Annotated in this window: 12 protein-coding genes and 4 pseudogenes; 8 read left to right on the top strand and 8 right to left on the bottom strand. The window is 65.4% G+C overall.

The genetic code is table 11. The features are described 5' to 3' along the window. Nucleotides 1–33 precede the first annotated feature (33 nt). Both merA and KXC42_RS27745 read left to right on the top strand, forming a co-directional pair. Entirely contained in the window at nucleotides 34–1470 is a 1437-nt protein-coding gene (gene merA / locus KXC42_RS12425; protein WP_005195274.1) for a mercury(II) reductase, read from the top strand. 22 nt (nucleotides 1471–1492) lie between these two features. Beyond that, a pseudogene (locus KXC42_RS27745) lies at nucleotides 1493–2137 on the top strand (MerR family transcriptional regulator); the annotation flags it as partial. A 128-nt stretch (nucleotides 2138–2265) separates the two neighbouring features. On the opposite strand, the pseudogene KXC42_RS27245 reads toward KXC42_RS27745, so the two are convergent. Further along, a pseudogene (locus KXC42_RS27245) lies at nucleotides 2266–2696 on the bottom strand (DDE-type integrase/transposase/recombinase); the annotation flags it as partial. On the opposite strand from KXC42_RS27245, the gene merB reads away from it, so the two are divergent. Next, nucleotides 2694–3098 (top strand): organomercurial lyase, encoded by a 405-nt coding sequence (merB, locus tag KXC42_RS12410; RefSeq protein ID WP_257606178.1) that lies wholly within the window; start codon nucleotides 2694–2696, stop codon nucleotides 3096–3098. The pseudogene KXC42_RS27245 and the gene merB overlap by 3 nt on opposite strands. A gap of 35 nt (nucleotides 3099–3133) precedes the next feature. Here the strand turns inward: merB and KXC42_RS12405 are convergent, their stop codons facing one another. Both KXC42_RS12405 and KXC42_RS12400 read right to left on the bottom strand, forming a co-directional pair. Then, on the bottom strand, nucleotides 3134–6145 hold the full coding sequence (locus KXC42_RS12405; protein WP_005203168.1) for a Tn3 family transposase: 3012 nt from the start codon (nucleotides 6143–6145) through the stop codon (nucleotides 3134–3136). A gap of 276 nt (nucleotides 6146–6421) precedes the next feature. Further along, nucleotides 6422–6793 carry a hypothetical protein gene (locus KXC42_RS12400; protein WP_219129087.1) on the bottom strand — a complete coding sequence of 124 codons (372 nt, stop codon included), beginning with the start codon at nucleotides 6791–6793 and terminating at the stop codon, nucleotides 6422–6424. Here KXC42_RS12400 and KXC42_RS12395 point away from each other — a divergent pair. Further along, the gene (locus tag KXC42_RS12395) at nucleotides 6786–8408 is read left to right on the top strand and encodes an LGFP repeat-containing protein (protein WP_257605816.1); all 1623 of its coding nucleotides are present in this window, start codon (nucleotides 6786–6788) and stop codon (nucleotides 8406–8408) included. The genes KXC42_RS12400 and KXC42_RS12395 overlap by 8 nt on opposite strands. A gap of 232 nt (nucleotides 8409–8640) precedes the next feature. Further along, a complete protein-coding gene (locus tag KXC42_RS12390) occupies nucleotides 8641–9282 on the top strand; it encodes a hypothetical protein (protein WP_156895151.1) in 642 nt (213 codons plus the stop codon). A 725-nt stretch (nucleotides 9283–10007) separates the two neighbouring features. On the opposite strand, the pseudogene KXC42_RS12385 reads toward KXC42_RS12390, so the two are convergent. Next, nucleotides 10008–10974: pseudogene (locus KXC42_RS12385) on the bottom strand (recombinase family protein). A 294-nt stretch (nucleotides 10975–11268) separates the two neighbouring features. On the opposite strand from KXC42_RS12385, the gene KXC42_RS12380 reads away from it, so the two are divergent. Further along, on the top strand, nucleotides 11269–11658 hold the full coding sequence (locus KXC42_RS12380) for a hypothetical protein (protein WP_198040621.1): 390 nt from the start codon (nucleotides 11269–11271) through the stop codon (nucleotides 11656–11658). Nucleotide 11659: 1 nt separating this feature from the next. Here KXC42_RS12380 and KXC42_RS12375 read toward each other — a convergent pair whose 3' ends face one another. The 3 genes from KXC42_RS12375 to pepN all read right to left on the bottom strand — a co-directional run bounded on the left by KXC42_RS12375 (nucleotide 11660) and on the right by pepN (nucleotide 16109). Beyond that, on the bottom strand, nucleotides 11660–12361 hold the full coding sequence (locus KXC42_RS12375; RefSeq protein ID WP_219129086.1) for a DNA alkylation repair protein: 702 nt from the start codon (nucleotides 12359–12361) through the stop codon (nucleotides 11660–11662). 128 nt (nucleotides 12362–12489) lie between these two features. Then, on the bottom strand, nucleotides 12490–13620 hold the full coding sequence (locus KXC42_RS12370; RefSeq protein ID WP_071935018.1) for a tyrosine-type recombinase/integrase: 1131 nt from the start codon (nucleotides 13618–13620) through the stop codon (nucleotides 12490–12492). Continuing rightward, nucleotides 13617–16109, bottom strand: a complete 2493-nt coding sequence (gene pepN / locus KXC42_RS12365; protein ID WP_071936391.1) for an aminopeptidase N — start codon at nucleotides 16107–16109, stop codon at nucleotides 13617–13619. The genes KXC42_RS12370 and pepN overlap by 4 nt, the downstream gene beginning before the upstream one ends. 165 nt (nucleotides 16110–16274) lie before the next feature. On the opposite strand from pepN, the pseudogene KXC42_RS27235 reads away from it, so the two are divergent. Further along, a pseudogene (locus KXC42_RS27235) lies at nucleotides 16275–16481 on the top strand (IS1380 family transposase); the annotation flags it as partial. A 30-nt stretch (nucleotides 16482–16511) separates the two neighbouring features. Continuing rightward, nucleotides 16512–17750 (top strand): acetyl-CoA carboxylase biotin carboxylase subunit family protein, encoded by a 1239-nt coding sequence (locus KXC42_RS12360; RefSeq protein ID WP_071935016.1) that lies wholly within the window; start codon nucleotides 16512–16514, stop codon nucleotides 17748–17750. A 123-nt stretch (nucleotides 17751–17873) separates the two neighbouring features. Here KXC42_RS12360 and KXC42_RS12355 read toward each other — a convergent pair whose 3' ends face one another. Further along, nucleotides 17874–19094, bottom strand: coding sequence for a pyridoxal phosphate-dependent aminotransferase (locus KXC42_RS12355; RefSeq protein ID WP_071935015.1), 1221 nt, complete (start codon nucleotides 19092–19094; stop codon nucleotides 17874–17876). Between the last annotated feature and the right edge of the window lie 186 nt (nucleotides 19095–19280).

Genomic DNA, 19280 nt, shown 5'->3' with positions numbered 1-19280 from the left:
GGTTCAGCGGTTGCCCGACCAGGAGGCACCCTCGTGACCTTGACAGATTCCCGCGCCGATCTGGCGATCATCGGTTCCGGCTCGGCGGCGTTCGCCGCCGCCATCGCCGCGGTCAACCTCGGCAAACGGGTGGTGATGGTGGAGCGCGGGACGGTCGGGGGCACGTGCGTGAACGTCGGGTGTGTGCCCTCGAAGGCGCTGCTGGCCGCCGCCGAGGCCCGCCACGCCGCCGAGGCGGCGGGCCGGTTCCCCGGGCTCACCCCCGCCGAGGTGCCGCTGGATTTCCCCGCCCTGATCGCGGGCAAGGACGCGCTGGTCGGGCAGCTGCAGGCGGAGAAGTATGTCGACCTGGCCGCCGACTACGGGTGGGAGATCGTCTCCGGCACCGCGGTGTTCGACGGCAGCGCCGAGGCACCCGTGCTGCGGGTCGCGCGCGCCGAGGGCGGTGTACGGGTGATCGAGGCCGACCAGTATCTGATCGCCACCGGTGCCGCGCCCTGGGCTCCGCCGATCGACGGCCTCGTTGAGGCCGGGTATCTGACCTCGACCACCGCCATGGACCTCCAGCAGCTGCCGGAGTCGCTGATCGTGGTGGGTGCGGGCTATGTGGGGCTCGAGCAGGCCCAGCTGTTCGCCCGCCTGGGCAGCAAGGTCACGGTGATCGCGCGTAGCCGGCTGACCTCGGGTGAGGAACCGGAAATCTCGGCCGCGCTCGAGGCCGTCTTCGCCCACGAGCGCATCGACGTGCTCACCGCCGCCACCGTCGAGAAGGTCCTCGCCGACGACGGGCACAAGGTGGTGACCGTGCGCACCGGCGGCGGCGCCAGCACCGAGCTGCGGGCCGAGCAGGTGCTGATGGCCACCGGCCGCCGCCCCAACACCGCCGGGCTGGGCCTGGATGCGGTCGGCGTCGCCGTCGACGAGCGGGGCGCGGTCGTGGTCGACGACCGCCAGCGCAGCAGCAATCCGCGCATCTGGGCGGCCGGGGACGTGGCCGGGGATCCGCAGTTCGTGTACGTGGCCGCCGCGCAGGGCACCCTGGTCGCCGACAACGCCCTGGCCGGTGCCGATCGCGTCCTGGACTACACCACGGTGCCGCGCGTGACGTTCACCAGCCCCGCGATCGCCTCGGTCGGACTGACCGACGCGCAAGCCGCCGCGGCCGGGCTGGCCTGCCAGTGCCGGGTGCTGGGGTTGTCGAGCGTGCCGCGGGCGCTGGTCAACCGGGACACCCGCGGCCTGGTCAAGATCGTCGCCGAAGCCGGCACCGGCCGGATCATGGGCGTGCACGCCCTCAGCGACGGCGCCGGGGACCTGATCACCGCCGCCACCTATGCGATGACCGCGGGTCTGACCGTCGACCGGCTCGCCCACACCTGGGCGCCGTACCTGACCATGGCCGAAGCGCTGAAACTGACCGCGCAGACTTTCACCACCGACGTCACCAAACTGTCCTGCTGCGCAGGCTGACGCCGTCGGACGGGAGGCAGTGATGAACGGACACATGACGATCGGGGACCTCTCGGCCCGCACCGGGGTGCCGGTGAAGGCGCTGCGCGAGTACACCGACCTCGGCCTGATCTACACCCTGGGCCGCAGCCCGGCCGGCTACCGCCTCTACACCGACGACGCGGAGTGGTGCGTGCGGTTCATCGGCGAGCTGCGCGGCCTCGGGCTCACCATCGCCGAGATCTGCCAGCTCACCTCCACCGACCGTGACGACCACGGCCGTTCGGTCGGCGCCCATCTCGCCGAGCTGCTGCAGCGGTCGCGGCAGCGGCTGCGCCCGATGCCGAGCAGATCCTCGACCGCATCGACGCCTTCGAAACCGCACACCGTGCGCATCTGGCCACCGACGACCTGTGCTGGGCCGGTGACCCGTGCGGATGCGAGCTACGGGCTTGACCCTCACCCCGGGGACAGACCCTACCGTCGGCACCGTCACTGTCCGATCGCCCTCGAGGAGTCCGATCCCATGAGTACCGACAACCTCACTGCCGACGTTTTCGCCAAGATCCTGCCCGCCGGCCGGGACCGGGCGCTGATGCGCGCCGCGCTGCGGCTGCTCGCCCACGGCACCCCGGTCACCGTCACCGAACTCGCCGCCGCCGCGGGAGTGCCCGACCTCGACCCCGCGCAGACGCCGATCGGCGCCGACGTCGAATACGACGAGGCCGGCCGGATCGTCGGCTGGGGCCTGACCCTCAACCCGACCCCGCACCGGTTCAGCGTCGGGACTGCTGCACGATGGGGTGACAGATACGGTCACGCAGCCTGTGCGGCCGGTGTGGTCATGGTTGTTTCGAACTCGACTGGCGTCAATCTGCCGAGTCTGAGCTAACGGCGTCGGCGGCGGTAGGTTCGCTCAAGCGAGGTGACGATCGCAATGCGCGACTGCTCGCGTGTGACCCAACGCTGTCGGCCGAGGACGTTGCGTTGGAGCAGCGCAAAGAACGATTTCCATCGCGGCGTTGTCGACAGTCGCCGGCCGCCCCGACCCATCGACCCGACCAGGCCGTGGCGGCCCAGGGCGCGGACGAATTTCCGGCTGCGAAATTGCGACCCATGATCGGAATGAACACGCACCCGGCAACCGAACCCCACCGAGCCACTGCGGATTCGAGGGTGGCCACGGTGAGCCTGGACTTCATCCGGTCACTGATGCACCACAGTTCGATGTCACCTGCTCCGACATCAGTCCCGTCGGTGGCCACCAGCTCTACACCTGGTGTGCCCCCGACACCCTCATCTTCCCCGCCGTCATCGGCGCACCCGCCTGCATCGAATCCGACTGCCCGATCACGGGCACCACCGTGCGCCTGACCATCGACCCCGTCACCGGGGTCAGCGACCTGGAACCGGCCACCGCGATGGTGGCCTTCGTCGACCCCGACCGGATCCAGCCCGGTCACCTCCGCGCCACCTGCTGCAACCCGCAGATGTTCCTCGCCACCTCCGACGCCGCCCACCACTGGCAGGCGAAATTCCCAGGCATGACGGTGCTGCCGGTCACCGACGCCTACCACCAGCTCGCCCGCCCCCTCGCCGACGCGATCACCGACCCGACCACGACCACCGGAACCAGCGCCTGCTGCTAGATCGCGCCGCCGCCGATCCGGGCCGGCGCTGCGGGTCAGAACAGGGTGTCCCGCACGCGCAGCGGCCGGTACCCGGTGGGGCCGAGCTGGGCGAGTTCGGCGTCGATGTCGACCTCGATGGCGCCGAAGAAGTTGATGTTCTCGCTGTGGGCCGGGGAGATGTGCGTCAGCACCTCGTCGTCGATGCGCCGCCCGGCCCGCCGCATCTGTTCGGTCGCCAGCCCGTAATACTCTGTGGTCCAGGCGATGACGGCGTTGGTCGCCAACGTGAGGCACCATGCCTGTTCGGTCTGTCCCTCCAGGTGCCTCGCGCGCACGGCGCCTTCGTGCGCGTAGAGCAGGTCGCGGCGGAGCGCGTGCAGGGATTCGCCCTTGTTGAGCTGTCGGGAGATCTTGCGCCGATAGCCCGGGTCGGACAGGTACCGGGCGGCGTAGATCGTGCGCCGCAGCGCCCCGTATTCCTTGAGCGCCGCCGCGAGGGCGTTCTGCCGGCCCGACGCGGAGAGCTTGCCGACCAGCAGCGACGCGGTGGCGTGCCCGAACTTCAGCGACCCGCTCAGCCGGAGCAGGTCGTCGTAGTGCTCGGCGATGAGATCCAGATTCAGCTTGCGGGTCAGCAGCGGCCCGGCGTGCGGGAACGCGGACTCCACCTGGGCCCGAGGCGCCGCCCGATACAGGGTGATCCGGCCCAGGTCCCGGATGCGGGGCGAGAGCTGCAATCCGAGCAGGTCGAACAGCCCGAAGTTCACGAGGGTGACGCCGTGCGTGTCGGTCGCATGCTCGGTGATCGGCAGATCCGTTGCATTGCCGAGGATTTCGTCCAGCACGTAGTGAGCTTCGCGTCTCGTCGCGACGATGACCTTGGTGCCGTAGGTGGCGTGCTGATCGGTGACATGGGTATACGTGCTCAGTCCTTCGTTCGCGAAATAGCGGCTCAACGCTCTGGCGGTGACCGATTTGCCGCGGGTCGGGAACCGTTGCCCATCACTCGACGACAGGGTGCCGGCGCCGAAGACCGGGGTCAGCGGCAGCCTTTGGTGGTAGTCGATGATCGTCAGGTTCGCCGCCCGCAGCGTCTCCTCCCGCACATACCATTCGCTGGTCCAGGCCAGGATGTCGTAGGAGAGGCCCGACGCCTCGGCCATTCGGGTCAGCCCGAGGTTGGTGGAGTAGGCCAGCAGGACGGCGATGAGGTTGCGTTTCAGCTCCGGGCTGCGGGCCTGTTTGCCGCCGGCGTGGGTGAAGCAGTCCAGGTAGCCGGTGCGTTTGTCCAGCTCGATCAGCAGCGACACGATCGGCGCGAACGGCAGCATCTCCGTCAGCTCGGCCTTGAGCGCCGTCGCCTCCGCGGGCACATCCTCCGCCGACAGCGGTGAGATCACCAGGTCACCGGCCTCATCGAGACGGACCGGCCCGTCGCCGCCGGCGAGCACCTTCTCCAACTCGCCCATAGCGGCGTCGAGCTCGTCGGTGGCGGTCGCCAGCGCGCGAGCGGGATCAGCGGACTTGCCGACCAGGCGGCAGAACTCGTCACGCTGCGGCTCCCACGCCTGCGGGGTCAGCAGGTACGCGGCCGGGTCGGCGTAGCGGCGCGACCCCGGCACGAACACATCCCCGCTGCGCAACCCGTCACGCAGCCCCAGCAGCACGCACAGCTCCCAGTAGTGCCGATAGGCGGTGGTGTTACCGGCTTTGCGGGCCTCGTCGAGGTAGCCGCGCCACTTCGTCGGCACGAACCCGGTCGGCGCGTCGTCGGGCACCTTGCGGGTACCGGTCGCGTTCAGCTCCCGCAGCATGTGCACCCCGATCAGCAGCTCGGTCGCGGCGGTGCCGCCGGCGAACCGGACTGTCGACAGCACCTGCGGGGTGAACTGCCGCAGGTAGGAGTACGAGCTGTCCAGAGCGGCCAGGTGCCCGTGATCGCGCGGCAGCCGAGGCTTGGCCTGCGCGACCGCGGCCCGCAACCGCTCCCATCCGATCCGATCGCCCCGGATCAGGCCGCCGATCTCCTCGTCGGGGATCTGCAGGTCACAGACGATCGCCAGCAGGTCGTCGAGCAACCCCTGCCGATCCTCTCCGGCCTTACCGCGCTCGGCCAGCTCGTCGCGCATCCGGCGTTCGGCCTTGCTCAACCTGGCCGAGATCGCCTGATCGAACAGCTGCACCACCTCGTCGAGCACATCGGTGGCCGACTGCGCCAACACGGTGAGCAGAATCGGGTAGCGGCGTTGCGGATCCCGGCGTTCGAGGGCTTGGCCCGTCAAGCGGCGGCCCACCGTCGCCAGGAACCGCCGCCGCTCCGCCGGCAGCACCGACATGTCCAGCTCATCCGCGCCCAGGTTGCGCAGGAACACCAGCTTCTCGACCTCGGCCTTCACCGCGGTCGCCGACGCCTCCACCGGGCCGGTCGACAACCACCGCAACCGCGACATCTCGATCGACGGGTCGACGACCAGCAACGCATCCAGTTCCTTACACCGCTGCGGCGTGAACTCGCGCGCCAACCGGTCGTAGGTCTCCCGCTGCGCCCGCGTGCGAGCGTGCGCGACCCGGCGGACCACCGTTTCCGGGCCCGGCCGGATCACCCGCGCCGAGATCAGGTACTCACACGCCAGCCGGAACAACAGCGTCGGCGAATCGTGCTCCATCGCCCGCGCCAGCAGAAACTCATCCAGCTCCTTCAACTCCATCGCCCCGGCAGGCCGCCACCCCAGATACTGGGCCACCAGCCGCACATGCTCGGTCCGCGTCTGCGCCCGCTTGCCATACGAACGAAGCTGCGCTGCATCGATATTCAGCTGATCCGCCAGCCGGGCCACCGCCACCGGCGGCGCCGACGGCACCTTGTCCGGCACGAACCCCAGCCACGGCAAGGTGCACAACGCCACCGCCAGGCCCAGACGGACCGCAGGGCCCCTGCCCTGCGGAGCAACAAACGCCAGATCCGCCGGGGTCAGCGTGAAGTACCGGAACAACTCCTCACGACTGATCTCCGGGAACTCCCGCAGGCGCTGCAACTCCTCGTCCGCGAATACCCGCGTCGCCACGAACCCCAGCCTCCAACACGCCGACCAACCTCATCGGCAGACAAGCCAAGCACCAACCACCCCGGCCCGCAGCCCGAACCGAGAAATCGCCGCTGACCAGGCACTACGCGAACTTCGTTGTTTTTTGCGCCATTACTACCGGGACCCCCTGTTACCAAAGTGATGCCTGATGCGTTTGCGCTTCATAGGAAAGCGTTTACGTTTTGAGGCAGCGATGGCGCCGCCGCTGACCCTGTACCACTCGAAAGACAGTAGGTGTCAGATGGATTTGCACACTCAGCGTGGTTCCTTCATGTCTCGACACAGATGGCTGGGCCGGTGTGTGGTCGCCGGCACGGCTGTGGTGATGATTGCCGCCGGGGAGTCGGCAGCGCTCGCACAGCCGACCACCACCAGCCCGGCCGCTCCCACGACCACCACACTCTCGACCGCCCCAGACCTCGCACCGACGGACAGGCCAGTCGAGACCTCGGCTGATCCCTGCCTGGCACCCACGACCACACCGTCGTCCACCGCGACCGCGACGACGCCGCCATCCGTGCCGTGCGCGACGACTCCACCGGCGCCCGAGCCCGTGCCGACAATCTCGGCGACCGCTGCGGCGCCGCAGCCTGCGCAGGCCCCGGCGGTTCCCACGGAAGTGAGCACCCAGACCCCGGAATCGGGGCCGACAGAAGTACCACCGATCAGCAAGGTTCCCTACGCGTCGGGCCCCACGGAGAATCCGAACGCGACGATCGTGCCCGGACAGATGCGGTCCGACCGGCAGGAGATCCCGGAGCCGTTCACCAAGGCCGACGCCGACCTGGCCGAGACATTGGAGGCTCAGGCCCAGGCCTCCCGGTCTGCGTTCGCGCCGATGGCGTGTCAGTACTTCTGGCCGTCACCGCATATCGTGTGCGGGGCGATCCTCGACAAGTATCTATCCCTCGGTGCGGAGAACAGCTTCCTCAAGCACCCGATCAACGTCGAGCTGTCCAACCCCGACGGCATCGGATCCCGCCAGGAGTTTCTTGTCGGGCCAATCTACGCACATCCCACCGCCGGCGCTCACCCGGTCGTCAACAGCTTCATGACCAAATGGGGCTCGTTCGGCTGGGAGGCCAGCTTCCTGGGCTATCCCACCACCGATGAGATCGTCAATTCCGACGGGATCGGTCGCCGCCAGCACTTCCAGAACGCGGACATCTACTGGCACCCTGTCGCTTCACCTGGAGCAAATGTCATCGGTGGTGCGATCCGGGACAAATGGGCACTGACCGGTGGGGAGGGACCCGGCGGCCTGCTCGGGTACCCCATCACCGACGAGATCTGGGTCGGAGCCAGCAGCGAAGGCCGCATGAACCGCTTCGAACGCGGCGTCCTTTACTGGCACCCCAACCACGGAGCATGGCCCGTGACCAGTCCGGTCCTCGACGAATGGTCTACAGCAGGCTACGAGCAGAGCGTCTATGGATATCCTGTATCCGATGCGAGCCCGAACGACATCGGAGGAACGTTTCAGGCCTTTGAACATCGGGACATTGAAACGCCTCGTTCACCCGTCAGGTCAGCGTACTCCTGCATCGACGTTGCGCTTAGCACGGCCCAGGACTCCGGATTGACCTCCGGCTTCCAATTTGGTTGCACACCGTTCGGCGTAACGGTCACAGGCGCAGGCGGGCAGAATGTCTTCGTGGTACCGGATTCCGAGGAATTCAACCAGGCCCCGTCAATACCACGCCTCAACAACTCCACAATAGAGTGCGACACGATGGAGCCGACCAACATTTCCGCGCCGAGCTTGAACGGACCGCGTGTATCCAAGCATGTTGATTTGTGTATCGGTGCCGCATCCAGCTCGGGGCAGGTCGAGTGGAGCAAAGAGTTCGCCTTCCGAGTTGCAAACATTCTCGACAATAGGACTAACCAACGGGTCGAGACCAGAGTGACTACCCTCGGCTTCCCGTCACGAACTTTCGCTCTGACCTACCGAGTGCGACAGGATATTTCTAGAGCCGGGGATCGGACTGTAACGGAGAAGACCCTCGTTAATTCTGGGACGGACACCAATCCGGCATACAGTACCTATAATACTCCGCTCTCTGAGGGAAAATATTTCGTCGAGGTAATCAATCTCGGACTGGAGATTCCGTCGCTCGGATACGACCAAACATTTGGCGGGCTTCGGTTCGCGATCGGTCGGTACACTTGTTCGGAATATTCAGGAAGCGGGCCCGGCGACCTCTGCCAGTGGACAAACCCCATCGACGACCACACATAAACTGCGGCTCACGCGCAGCGAGCCAAGTGGGACATGGCCGAGCGGGAGTTTCACGGACGGGAAACCAACCAATTCTCGAAACTCCCGCTCCTTGTCGACCTGACGGTGCGCCTGATGCCATGGAGGTCCCGAGCCTCACCGAAGCGAGGTCGGGAAGACGGACGATAGGCGGTAGCAAGGAAGCTCGCCCTAAAACACCTTTTCTTTTTATAACCTCAGTACGAGAGGTATCATGAGCTATTGGGACAACCTCTGCGAAACACGCTCCGTTTCCAGAATTCAGCAATTCGACCACATTGAAGAATCCGGGATCTCCAGTATCCTTATAAGGCCGTCGGGATACTTCTTGATAGAAATCGAAGGACAAACGTCAAGAGACGGAATTCTACGGTTTTTTCTTGCAACTGTCGCACCTATGGAATCGGCGTGGGAGGTGTTAGTCGACGGAGTCGAATACAGTCGCAATGTGGGACGAGTTGGGATGAGCTGGTTGAGGGCAGATGGAGAATCCTATACGACGTCTGCTCCCTACGTTCCGCGGCCACACTATCTCTGCCCATCTAACCTTGTGTTCTACGACAACCTGCCGATCTGGGGATCCACCATCGAGCGCTATGCTCGCGACTTCATTCCCGATCGCGTGTCTATGGGCAACGAGCGCTACAGTCGAATTTTGTTCCGTCCGGACGAACGTCGACAGAACGAGGGTAGTCGAGCGGAGATAATTATCGATTTGCTTCACCGGATAGCGGTCTACTACAAGATCGACCATCCCGATGGGGCAGGCATCGAAATGGCAGCCTCCAAGGCCCGAATCATATCCGAACCCGGGAATAGAGAGACCGAAGAGGTCTACGCGATCGATTTCCTTTAACGATCGGTCCCGTCGACTACCTTCTCCAGGTTCTCATCTGGAGAACAAACAGGTCCGCCGCTGGCCTGTACGCGCTCAGAGCCAGTTGCTACCGCTCGCACCGCATAAGAGACGCCCGGACCTAGGCCCGAGATATGATCTCTTTGCCCATCGTGGACGACGATCCTACGCCTCCAGGAGTGTGCAGCAGTGGACCACTACCATCGAGGTCGTGGCGTGGTTGATATTCTGTGCTTTCGGCGTTGTGGCATTGGTGGCGTGTGTGGTTCTGCCAAAGGGCTCCCGACATGAGCGGACCCCTGAATCCCCTTGGTTCTGGATGGTATTCCCTGTCACGTGCCTCATGATCGTAACCTCGGTAGGGGTCTTCATGGCCTGGCCACAGGCCATGAGCAGTTCCGGGAGTCTCTGGTGGGACTTGTCCGGTCCGAGAACACCGACAGGGCAATTCCTGTCGAGCGAGCAGTACCACGAGATCACCATGTGGAATCGGATGAGATGGCTGCTACCGGTGGCGTCTGTCGTAGGAATCGGGCTGTCCGTGTGGGCGTGGCGTCGAGGTCGCGTATAGGTGCACCTGCCCAACGTCGACGCAGAGTGTCGACGGCATGTGAATACTGACCCCGGCATGGCAGGCGGGCGAGTTCTGTTGCACCTGCGTGGGGTTTTGATTATGTGGACAACTCGGCGCGGGCAAGAGGCGGACCCAGGACCCGACTGGCCATTCAGGCATGTTCGGGGCACAGCAGCGTTGGGTCCGTTTGCCATCCGGCGTCGGTGAGCCACTGTTGTACCGGATCGGGCAGGACGTCGTTGGTGTCGATTTCGGCGGCGAATTCTCCGGCGAGGATGGGGCCGTCTCCACAGACGGTGCAGGCAACATCGACAGCAGGTTCTTCAGGTTGGCAATTGCGGCAATGGTTTCGAGCGACGATTTCGCCAGGGACGTCGAGGTCTCGGTGTAGCCAGGTGACGGCCACGTCGGCGCGTTGGTGAGCGGCCTCGGATCGGGTGCTGGGCTCGTGCCCGCAACTCGGGCAGGCACCCCGTGTCTTCCGCACCGGGACGGGGTGCTCGAGTATGTCCAGGCCAAGGTCGGTAGAGGTCGTTGTCTCGGAACCTGCCGATACATCGTCGGACTTGCTCAGGTGCCCATAAAGAGTGGTGCGGCGCACGCCGAGCAGTCCGGCGATCTGGGCGACGGTGTGCGTGTTGGCGTCGTAGAGACGTTGAGCGTGCTCGACCTGCTCGGCAGTGAGTTTCGGTGGGCGCCCGCCCTTGCGGCCGCGAGCCCTGGCTGCGGCAAGCCCATTGCGGGTGTTGGCCACGATCAACTCGCGTTGGAGCTCGGCGAGCACCGAGAGCATCCCGAACATGGCGCGGCCCTCTGCGGTGGCGGTGTCGATGCCCTGTTCGAGCACCTTCAGGCCGACGCCCTTTTTCCCGGAGTTCGGCGCCGAGGCCGATCAGGTGCAGTACCGAGCGGCCTAGCCGGTCGAGGCGTGTGATCGCGAGTTGGTCTCCCTGTCTCAGCAACCTGAGCACCAGATCCAGTTGGGGGCGGGATGCCTTCGCGCCGGAGGCGTGGTCGACGTGGATGTTCTCGTCGGAAACGCCGGCCCGGCGCAGCGCGTCGATCTGGTGATTCGGGTTCTGGTCGCCGGTCGAGACGCGGGCGTAGCCGATCAGCACGTGTCGACAATATCCGACGGTGAGGTTATCCGACGTAGTTTCTCGACACGGGTATTCAACATCCTCGACCTGGATAAACGGTTTCACGCTCAACCCTGTCGAGAAACGAAGGTTTTTCGACACAACCAAAGGTGGTGGTTACCGTCTCGGCCTCAACCCCCGCCACCTCCCGGCCGCCGGCCACTCCCGCGCGGTTCCACAGACCATAGGCGTGCACTCAGCCATATCCGCCCGATTTTTCCCGAGTACTACGGCTACCCCCTCGTGCTGCGGATACCGGCGATCGTGGCGACGGTGGCTGCGGTCGTGGTCGTCGCGCTGATCGCCCGCGAGCTGGGTGGTGATCGGCGTGGCGCTCGCCGCGCTCGTGCCGTCCGTCTCGGTGCCGATGTCCAACAGCGACGTCGGGGAACGGATCGCCGCGAGCACCGCGGGCGCGTACGAGGATCTGTCGGCGCACAGCCCAACCGCGCGTACGGCTATTTCCCTCTTCCCGACGAGTCGAGCACCGATGTGCTGTTCACCGGTGCCGACCCGTTCGACCTCGAACCGTATTTCACCGAGATCCGTGAGGTGCGCGGACCTGTGAGCGACGACATCGACGCCCGGGTGTGGCTGCTGACGGGAAGGACCACCGGGTGGCACGAGATCCGGCAGCAGATCCGCACACTCGACGTGGCGTGAGCTACGGCTGGGTGGCCTTCGCCTCGTTCTTCCGTTGCACCATCTCGCCGATCCAGGCCGGCGCGTACGGTGACGTGCAGCCCGGTGACGTCGGATAGTCCTTCAGCACCTCGAGGCGTTCGCCGATGTCGAGCGCGCGGGCCCGGTGGTCGAGGTGTTCGATGCCGACCTGCGCCAGGCACGTGTTCATCGCCCACTGCAATCGTTCGGGGGCGTCGCGCATCTGAGCGTCGATGATGTCGAGCAGGCCGGACAGGTCGAGGCCGTCGGCGTTCTTGACGACACGCTCGGCGGTGAGTGCCCAGCCTGCGCTCGCGACGATCGGATCTGGATCGGTCATCCATCGCCCGCGCAGCTCCTCCGCGTGCGGGTTCTTCTTCACGACGTAGTTCACGAACCAGTCGTGCACCTTCGGGGTGCCGGTCTCACGGACCATCGTGTCGAGTTCGTCGGCGGTGAACGCCTTCGGGCGGCAGATCAGCAGCGCGAGCAGCCGGGCGGCGGTGTCGCCGGTGGCCCAGAGTTGCTGCGCGAGCTCGTGCTGCGTCTTCACCCGCTTGGCGACGGCGCGCAGGGCGCTGAGGTTCACGCCGTGGTCGTCGCCGTGTTTCTCGTTCACCGCGCGGATCTTCGGGTCGTCGAGTGCAGCGAGTTCGGTGAGCAACTCGTCGATGGTCGGAGCGTCCGTTTTCGTCTGTGCCACCGCGATCTCCTGTCCGTATGTCGGTCGCGCCTCAGCCTACGAGCGTCGGGCGACGGCCTGGGCTGGTTCCATCGTCGATTCGGGTGGGTTCGGCGTCGCTGAGTGGGATCGGATCCACCCGGATCCGTTCACAGGCCGAGTTGGGTGACCGCGTTGCCGACGAGACCGGCGTGGTGGCGGCTGTACAGCGCGACCATCCGTTCGTCCGCGTGTCCGGTCTGCGTCATGATCGTCTGTGTGGTCGCGCCGCCGCGCACCGCCTGGGTGACGAACCCGGCCCGCAGGCTGTGCCCGCCCAGGGTGGCGACGAGGTCGTCGCTGAATCCGGCGCGGCGGGCGCGGCGCTGGATCATCGAGTGCACGGACTGCCCCGACAGCGCGGTCGTCCCCACCGCGCCGCTGTGGTGCACCGGCCGGAACAGGGGCCGGTCGCCGTCCTGCGTGCGCCCGGCCGCCAGACCACGGCAGCAGTGCTCGGCCGGGTCGGCCGCGGCGGTACCGAGCAGGTCGACGACGGCCTCGCGTCCGGACTCGTCCCACGCGTCGAGCACCTCCCGCCAGCGTCTATAGGCACACACCGGACAGGTGTGCGGATCGGACCCGTACGGCAGGGTGACCGTGCGGCCGCGCGCACTGCGGTCGGTCTTGGACCGGCGGACCGTCACGTAGAGCCCGTCGGCGCGGTGCGGGACGACGTCGGAGACGACGAGCCCGGTGAGCTCCGAGCGGCGCAGCGCCCCGGCCAATCCCATGAGCAGCAGCGCCGCGTCGCGACGTTCGGCGACGCGTTCGGCCCACCCTCCGTCGGCCGCCTCGACGCGCATCGCGGAGAGGATGGTGCGGATGTCGTCGGTGAGCAGCGGGGTCCGGCGCGCCGGCGGGGTGGCCCGATCGCGTCGGATGCCTCGCAGCAGGTCCCGGACCGATTCGTGCCCACCGGGTTTCGGTAGGCCCGCCAGGGCGTGCATCTTGTTGATGGTCGACACCCAGCGCGACAGCGTCGACGGCGCGTACGCCCAGCGTCCATCGGGGCGCACTTCGGCGGCCTTCTCGGTGAGGAACCAGCTCAGTTGCTCGGCGGTGGCCGGCATCGGACTGTGCCCGGTGCGTTCGCACCAGCGGGTGAAGATCGTCCAGTCGCCGATCTGGGCGGCGCGGGTGTTCTCCGAAGTCGCCTTCTCCCGCAGTCGCCGCATCGCGGTGGCGACCGTGTCCGGGACCGCGGGCCCCTCGGGACGGGGCAGATCCGGGCTGGTCACGGCGTGTTGATCCTCTGGACACGCAGGTCGCGGGCGAGATGATCGCGCTGTTCGATGACCAGGCGCCGCAGCGCGGCCGGGGCATCGGTGTGGGCCTCGAGCCAGGTGTCGACGGGTTCGAGGCTGTCGGCCGCGGGAAACAATCCGACGACGATGCGGCGGGCGATCTCGATGCTGCGGCTCGTCCACGTCTCACAGAGCACCGCGAAGTAATCGGTGTCGTAGGCGGAGATCAGGTCGCGGCGCTCCCCGGCGCGGAACCCGGCGATGGTCGCGTCGAGGTGGTCGTTGGTGAGGGTGTGGTCGGCGAGGATCGTCGCCCACGCGTGCGCCTTGACCTCGGCGCGCGGGCGAGAGGCGAGCGCGCGCAGGTGCGCGGTGCGTCCCGAGGCGGTGTCGTCGTTGCGCAGTTCCTCGTCGAGGTCGGCCTCGTCGGCGTCGCCGGTCGTGGTCAGCGCTGCCCACCAGCTCCATCGCAGGTCGGGGTCGAGGCGCAGGCCCTCCGGCGGTGCGAGGTTGCCGCACAGGATCGCTCGCAGGTCGGCGGCGTGCCGGTCGTCCACGCTCGCCGCGACACCGAGCGCGCGGGCGAATGCCAGCTGGGCGTCGCTGCCGGGTGCGACACCGTGCATTCCGTCCCAGGCCGCGTCGAGCCAGCGACGCCGCGCATCGGTGCGCGCCGAGTCCGGCACATAGTGTTCGACGGCCTGGGCCGCGTTGGCAAGCACCGCGGTGAGCAGCGCGATGTCCGCCTCGTACGGGGCGAACCCGGCGGCCATCGACAGATAGCGGTCGACGGCGAGTTCCCCGTCGCGGGTCGCGTTCCACAGCGCCGACCACAGCAGTCCGCGCGCGAGCGGTTCGCGGACGCGGTCCAGGGAGGACTCGACCGTGTCGAGCGACCGCGTGTCGAGGCGAACCTTGGCGTAGGTGAGGTCGTCGTCGTTGAGCAGCACCAGCGCCGCCTCGGGCAGGTCGACGGGGGTGCGTTCGTCGGCGAGGTCGACCTCGACGCGGTGGGTGCGGACGAGGTCGCCGGAGTCGTCGGAGTCGTAACAGCCGACGGCGAGGCGATGCGGGCGCGGATCGCCCTGCACGATCTCGTACCCGGTCCCGGACTCCTCGAGATGCAGGGTTGATACGCCGGTGGTCTGCAGCCACGCCTGCGCCCACGACGTCAGGTCGCGGCCGGAGGTGCTCGACAGTTCGACGAGCAGATCGTCGAGGGCGGTGTTGCCGAAGGCGTGCTTGCGGAAGTACCGGCGGGCACCTTCGAAGAAGGCGTCGCGGCCGACATAGGCCACGAGCTGCTTGAGCACGCTCGCGCCCTTGGCGTAGGTGATGCCGTCGAAGTTCAGCTTCGCGGCCTCGAGGTCGACGATGTCGGCGACGATCGGATGCGTCGTGGGCAGCTGGTCCTGCAGATACGCCCAGGCCTTGCGGCGGTTCGCGAAGGCCACCCACGCGTCGGTGAACTTGGTGGCCTCAGCGCTGGTGAAGGCGCCCATGAAATCGGCGAACGACTCCTTCAGCCACAGGTCGTCCCACCACTTCATGGTCACCAGATCGCCGAACCACATGTGGGCCATCTCGTGGAGGATCGTGTTCGCGCGACCCTGATGCTGGGCGGCGGTGGCGGCACCGCGGAAAACGTACGCCTCGGTGAAGGTGACGCAGCCGGGGTTCTCCATCGCACCGAGGTTGTATTCGGGCACGAACACCTGGTCGTACTTGCCGAACGGATACGGATAGTCGAAGTGCTCGGCGTAGAAGTCCATGCCCTGCCGGGTGACCTCGACGATCTCGTCGGCGTCGAGATGCTCGGCGAGTGACGCGCGGCACAGCACTCCCAGCGGCACCGTCAGCTCGTCGCGGCTCCACGACGCGTCGACCCGGTGGTACGGGCCGGCGACGATCGCGGTGATGTAGGTGGAGATCGGCTGGGTCGGCGCGAACGTCACGGTCTGGGTGTCGTCGCGCTGCACCGTGCGCTCGGCGGCCTCGTTCGAGAGCACCTGCCAGCGGCGCGGGGCCGTGACCACGAAGGTGAACGGCGCCTTGAGATCCGGCTGTTCGAAGCACGCGAACACGCGACGGGCGTCGGCCGGTTCGTACTGGGTGTAGAGATAGGTTTCGCCGTCGACGGGGTCGACGAAGCGGTGCAGCCCCTCCCCCGACCGGCTGTACCGGCCGGTCGCGACGACGGTGACGACGTTGATCTCCTTCAGACCACCGATGGTGATCCGCGCGCCGTCGTAGACGACGGGCACGAGCTCACCGTTGATCGTCACCGACTCGACGGAGTCGCCGATGAAATCGAGCCAGGCCTCGTCGGTGGAGGCGGTGAATTCGAGCGTCGTGACCGTGGGGAATCCGGTGCGTCGGGCGTCGACGGCACCCCGCAGGTCGAGTTCGACGCGGTAGGAGTGCACGTCGAGTGCGCGGGCGCGCGCGGCGGTTTCGGCACGGGTCAGATTCGCGGAGCTCACGAGTCCCGATCCTGCCATCACGCGCCCGGACCCGGCGGTATTAGCCTGAATCCACCGATGCCCCCGGCGGGTAGCGGCGTGTCGAAATAAAGAAAGCGCCCCCTGAACTGGGATGATTGATGTTCTTCACGCACAAACCAGTCCAGTTCAAGAAAGGCACTTCCAGTGCAAGTGTCCCACGCGTTCAACGCCGAGTCCGCACTGTTCGACGACGACAACATCGTGTCGTACGGCGGCCTGATACCGGTGATGACCTTGGCGCAGCTGACAGGCCTGTCCGACCTGCTGACCGAGAAGATCACGATCACCACCTCGAAAGTCAAATCCGGGGCAGCGAACCCCGCTCCGAAACTGACCACCCTGATCGCCGGAAGGGACTGCTGCAGTCCCAGATCTAGGACTATGACTGATCATGTGATGATCCTGAATCGGTGGGTCGACGAGTATGCCCAGTACGAAAAATACGTAGATCACACCCAACACACGGTCACCTACATCGCGACCAAAGTCGGCGTTGGCGGGATCCCCGTGTTCGCGAAAGACTTTCGACAGGTGGACTCTACGGACTCCTTTGAGACCGTTCTTGCTGCAGCAAACTCCCTGGTCGCCGAACACGGGATGCCGGACTATGTAATCGCCCTTTACGAGGACGACACCATCGTCGCTGCTCAACTGCGTGAGAGGTTCGGTTGCCCGGGCCCCAAGGTCGCGGACATCGTGAGATTCCGGGACAAACTTCATCAAGCACGAGTGATGGAGAAAGCAGGCATCCGGGCGCCCCGATTCGTCGCGGTCGAGGACCATGAGGACATCCGTGCGCTAGCGCAGGAAGTCGGGTTCCCGATCATCGTCAAACCTACCCTCGCGTCGTCATGCGTCGGCGTGACTGTCGTCAGATCCGCACAGGAAATTTCGAGGGTCGTACTCGATGACCAATACGTCTACATCGCTCAGTCCTACATCGATCTACCGACCTACAACATCGACGGACTCTACTCTCAAGGCGAGATAGTTCGCATCGGCACATCACGGAACTTCAACACCTGCCTGGAATTCCAAAGCGGAGGTTTCCTAGGATCGTTGGAGATCGATGATTCTCCCCTTCGACGCGGAATAGTTGATTATATCGATTCCGTTCTCAAAGCAATGTGCAGCAATGATGAAACAATTGTGTTCCACATCGAGATCTTCGTCGACCACAACGCTATGCCGGACCAGGCATGCACTTTTCTTGAGATGGGCTCGAGAGTCGGCGGCGCGGGAATACCCTTCGTGTGGCGCGAGATCTACAAGTTTGATCTGATGTGGATGCAATACGAACTCTCCTGCGGCCGTGGAATCAGCGCAGTAACGACAGGTCAACCTGAAGGCCGTGCAGGTTGGTTGCTTATGCAACTGCCTTATGAGCGGCCCTGCCGGATCGAGTCGGTGACGTCGATGATCGGTGTCACCCCGGGCCCTTATGCAGAGGCGCTCCCTGAACCGGGGCAGGTTGTTCCACTGACGAACACATTCTTCGAACATGTCGCCGGCCGATTCCGTCTTTCCGGTGATAATTACACCGAACTGTTCGAGAACATGATGGCGACCGTGGAGGGCTTTTCGATCGAAGCCAGCCCCTATAGGTCAGAGGCTAGATAACGGGGTAGCGTCGAACGACCGGAAGTTCTGCGGCCAGCTCAGGAATGCCGGAGCGTCGACTGCCAGTCCCCCGCCGGAGGAAGGGCGAGCATAGACCCATCGCCCTTCTTCCCAGCCGGAGGGCTATTGCCGATAGTGGCTCAAGAAGTTGCCGAGGCGATCGAGCGCCGTACCGAGCTCATCGACCCTCGGCAGGGTCACCAGCCGAAAGTGGTCGGGCTTGGACCAGTTGAATGCCCGGCCGTGACTGATGAGGATCTTTTCCGAGCTCAGGAGGTCCAGCGCGAACTTCTCGTCGTCGACGATGCCGAATCGATCGGTATCAAGGCGCGGAAACAGGTATAGCGCGCCTTTTGCTTGCTCACAACTGACACCGTCGATCTTGTTGAGCATCCGGTGAGCGAGGTTGCGCTGTTCGGTCAACCGCCCCTTCGGCAGAAGCAGGTCGTTGATGGATTGATAGCCGCCGAGCGCCGTCTGAATGGCATGCTGCGCCGGGACATTGGCACACATCCGCATATTGGCGAGGAGCTTGATGCCCTCGATGAAACTGAAGGCGCGGTGACGTGGACCGGTAATGGCCAACCAGCCCGCGCGGAACCCGCACACCCGGTAGGCCTTGGACAGCCCCGAGTAGGTCAAACACAGGACGTCGCTGCCGGTCAATGAAGCCAGATTGGTTACGTCCTGGTTGTCGTAGACGATTTTCTCGTAGATTTCGTCCGCGAACAGTACGAGGTCATGTCTGCGTGCGATGTCGGCGAATCGTTGGAGCACTGCCGGCGAATAGACGGCACCGGTGGGGTTGTTCGGATTGATCACGACGATGCCCCGGGTGCGGTCGGTGATGCGCGCCTCGAGGTCTTCGAAATCCGGAGCCCAGGCGCTGGATTCATCCGTCAAGTAGTGCACCGGTGTTCCGCCCGCAAGCGCCACGGACGCAGTCCACAGCGGATAGTCCGGTGCTGGAATGAGGATCTCGTCCTCAGGATCACACATCGCCTGGAGGGTCATCGTGATCAGCTCGGAAACACCGTTTCCGAGGTAGACATCGTCTACGTCGAGTGCAGTAATGCCCCTGCTTTGGTAATACTGCACCACCGCAGTCCGGGCGGAGAACAATCCGCGTGAATCGCAGTATCCCTGAGAGGTGGGGAGATTCCGGATCATCGCCATCATGATCTCGTCGGGAGCTTCGAACCCGAACGGCGCCGGGTTGCCCACGTTCAGCCGGAGGATAGTGTGACCCTCGGCTTCGAGTTCTTCTGTCTTGTCCAGGATGCGTCCGCGGATGTCGTATCGCACCTGTTCGAGTTTGCGAGCCTGGTTGATGGGGCTACTCATTGAAGGGCGCTCTCCCGGGTTGATTTTGGCATGGGCGTCAACTCACCTTTCCGGTCGGGCAGTGCTCGAAGACGAGTGGTTCGGTGGCCGAAGCCATAAGGACCGGCGCTGAAGTGGGCCGGTATCGGCTTCGAAAACTCTCAAAGTGAAGCGTCCCGATGGCAGTTGTATAATGACGAACCCAAC

It is taken from the genome of Rhodococcus sp. LW-XY12 (genome assembly GCF_019317345.1).
In the GTDB taxonomy this organism is placed as follows: Bacteria; Actinomycetota; Actinomycetes; order Mycobacteriales; family Mycobacteriaceae; genus Rhodococcus; species Rhodococcus pyridinivorans.
This window is presented reverse-complemented; position numbering and strand designations above follow the sequence as displayed.

Bases quoted from the DNA above. Each gene is read 5' to 3' on its own strand.
- KXC42_RS12355 (WP_071935015.1), bottom strand. From the start codon at position 19,094: ATGAGTAGCCCCATCAACCAGGCTCGCAAACTCGAACAGGTGCGATAC.
- KXC42_RS12360 (WP_071935016.1), top strand. From the start codon at position 16,512: ATGACTGATCATGTGATGATCCTGAATCGGTGGGTCGACGAGTATGCC.
- KXC42_RS12390 (WP_156895151.1), top strand. From the start codon at position 8,641: ATGAGCTATTGGGACAACCTCTGCGAAACACGCTCCGTTTCCAGAATT.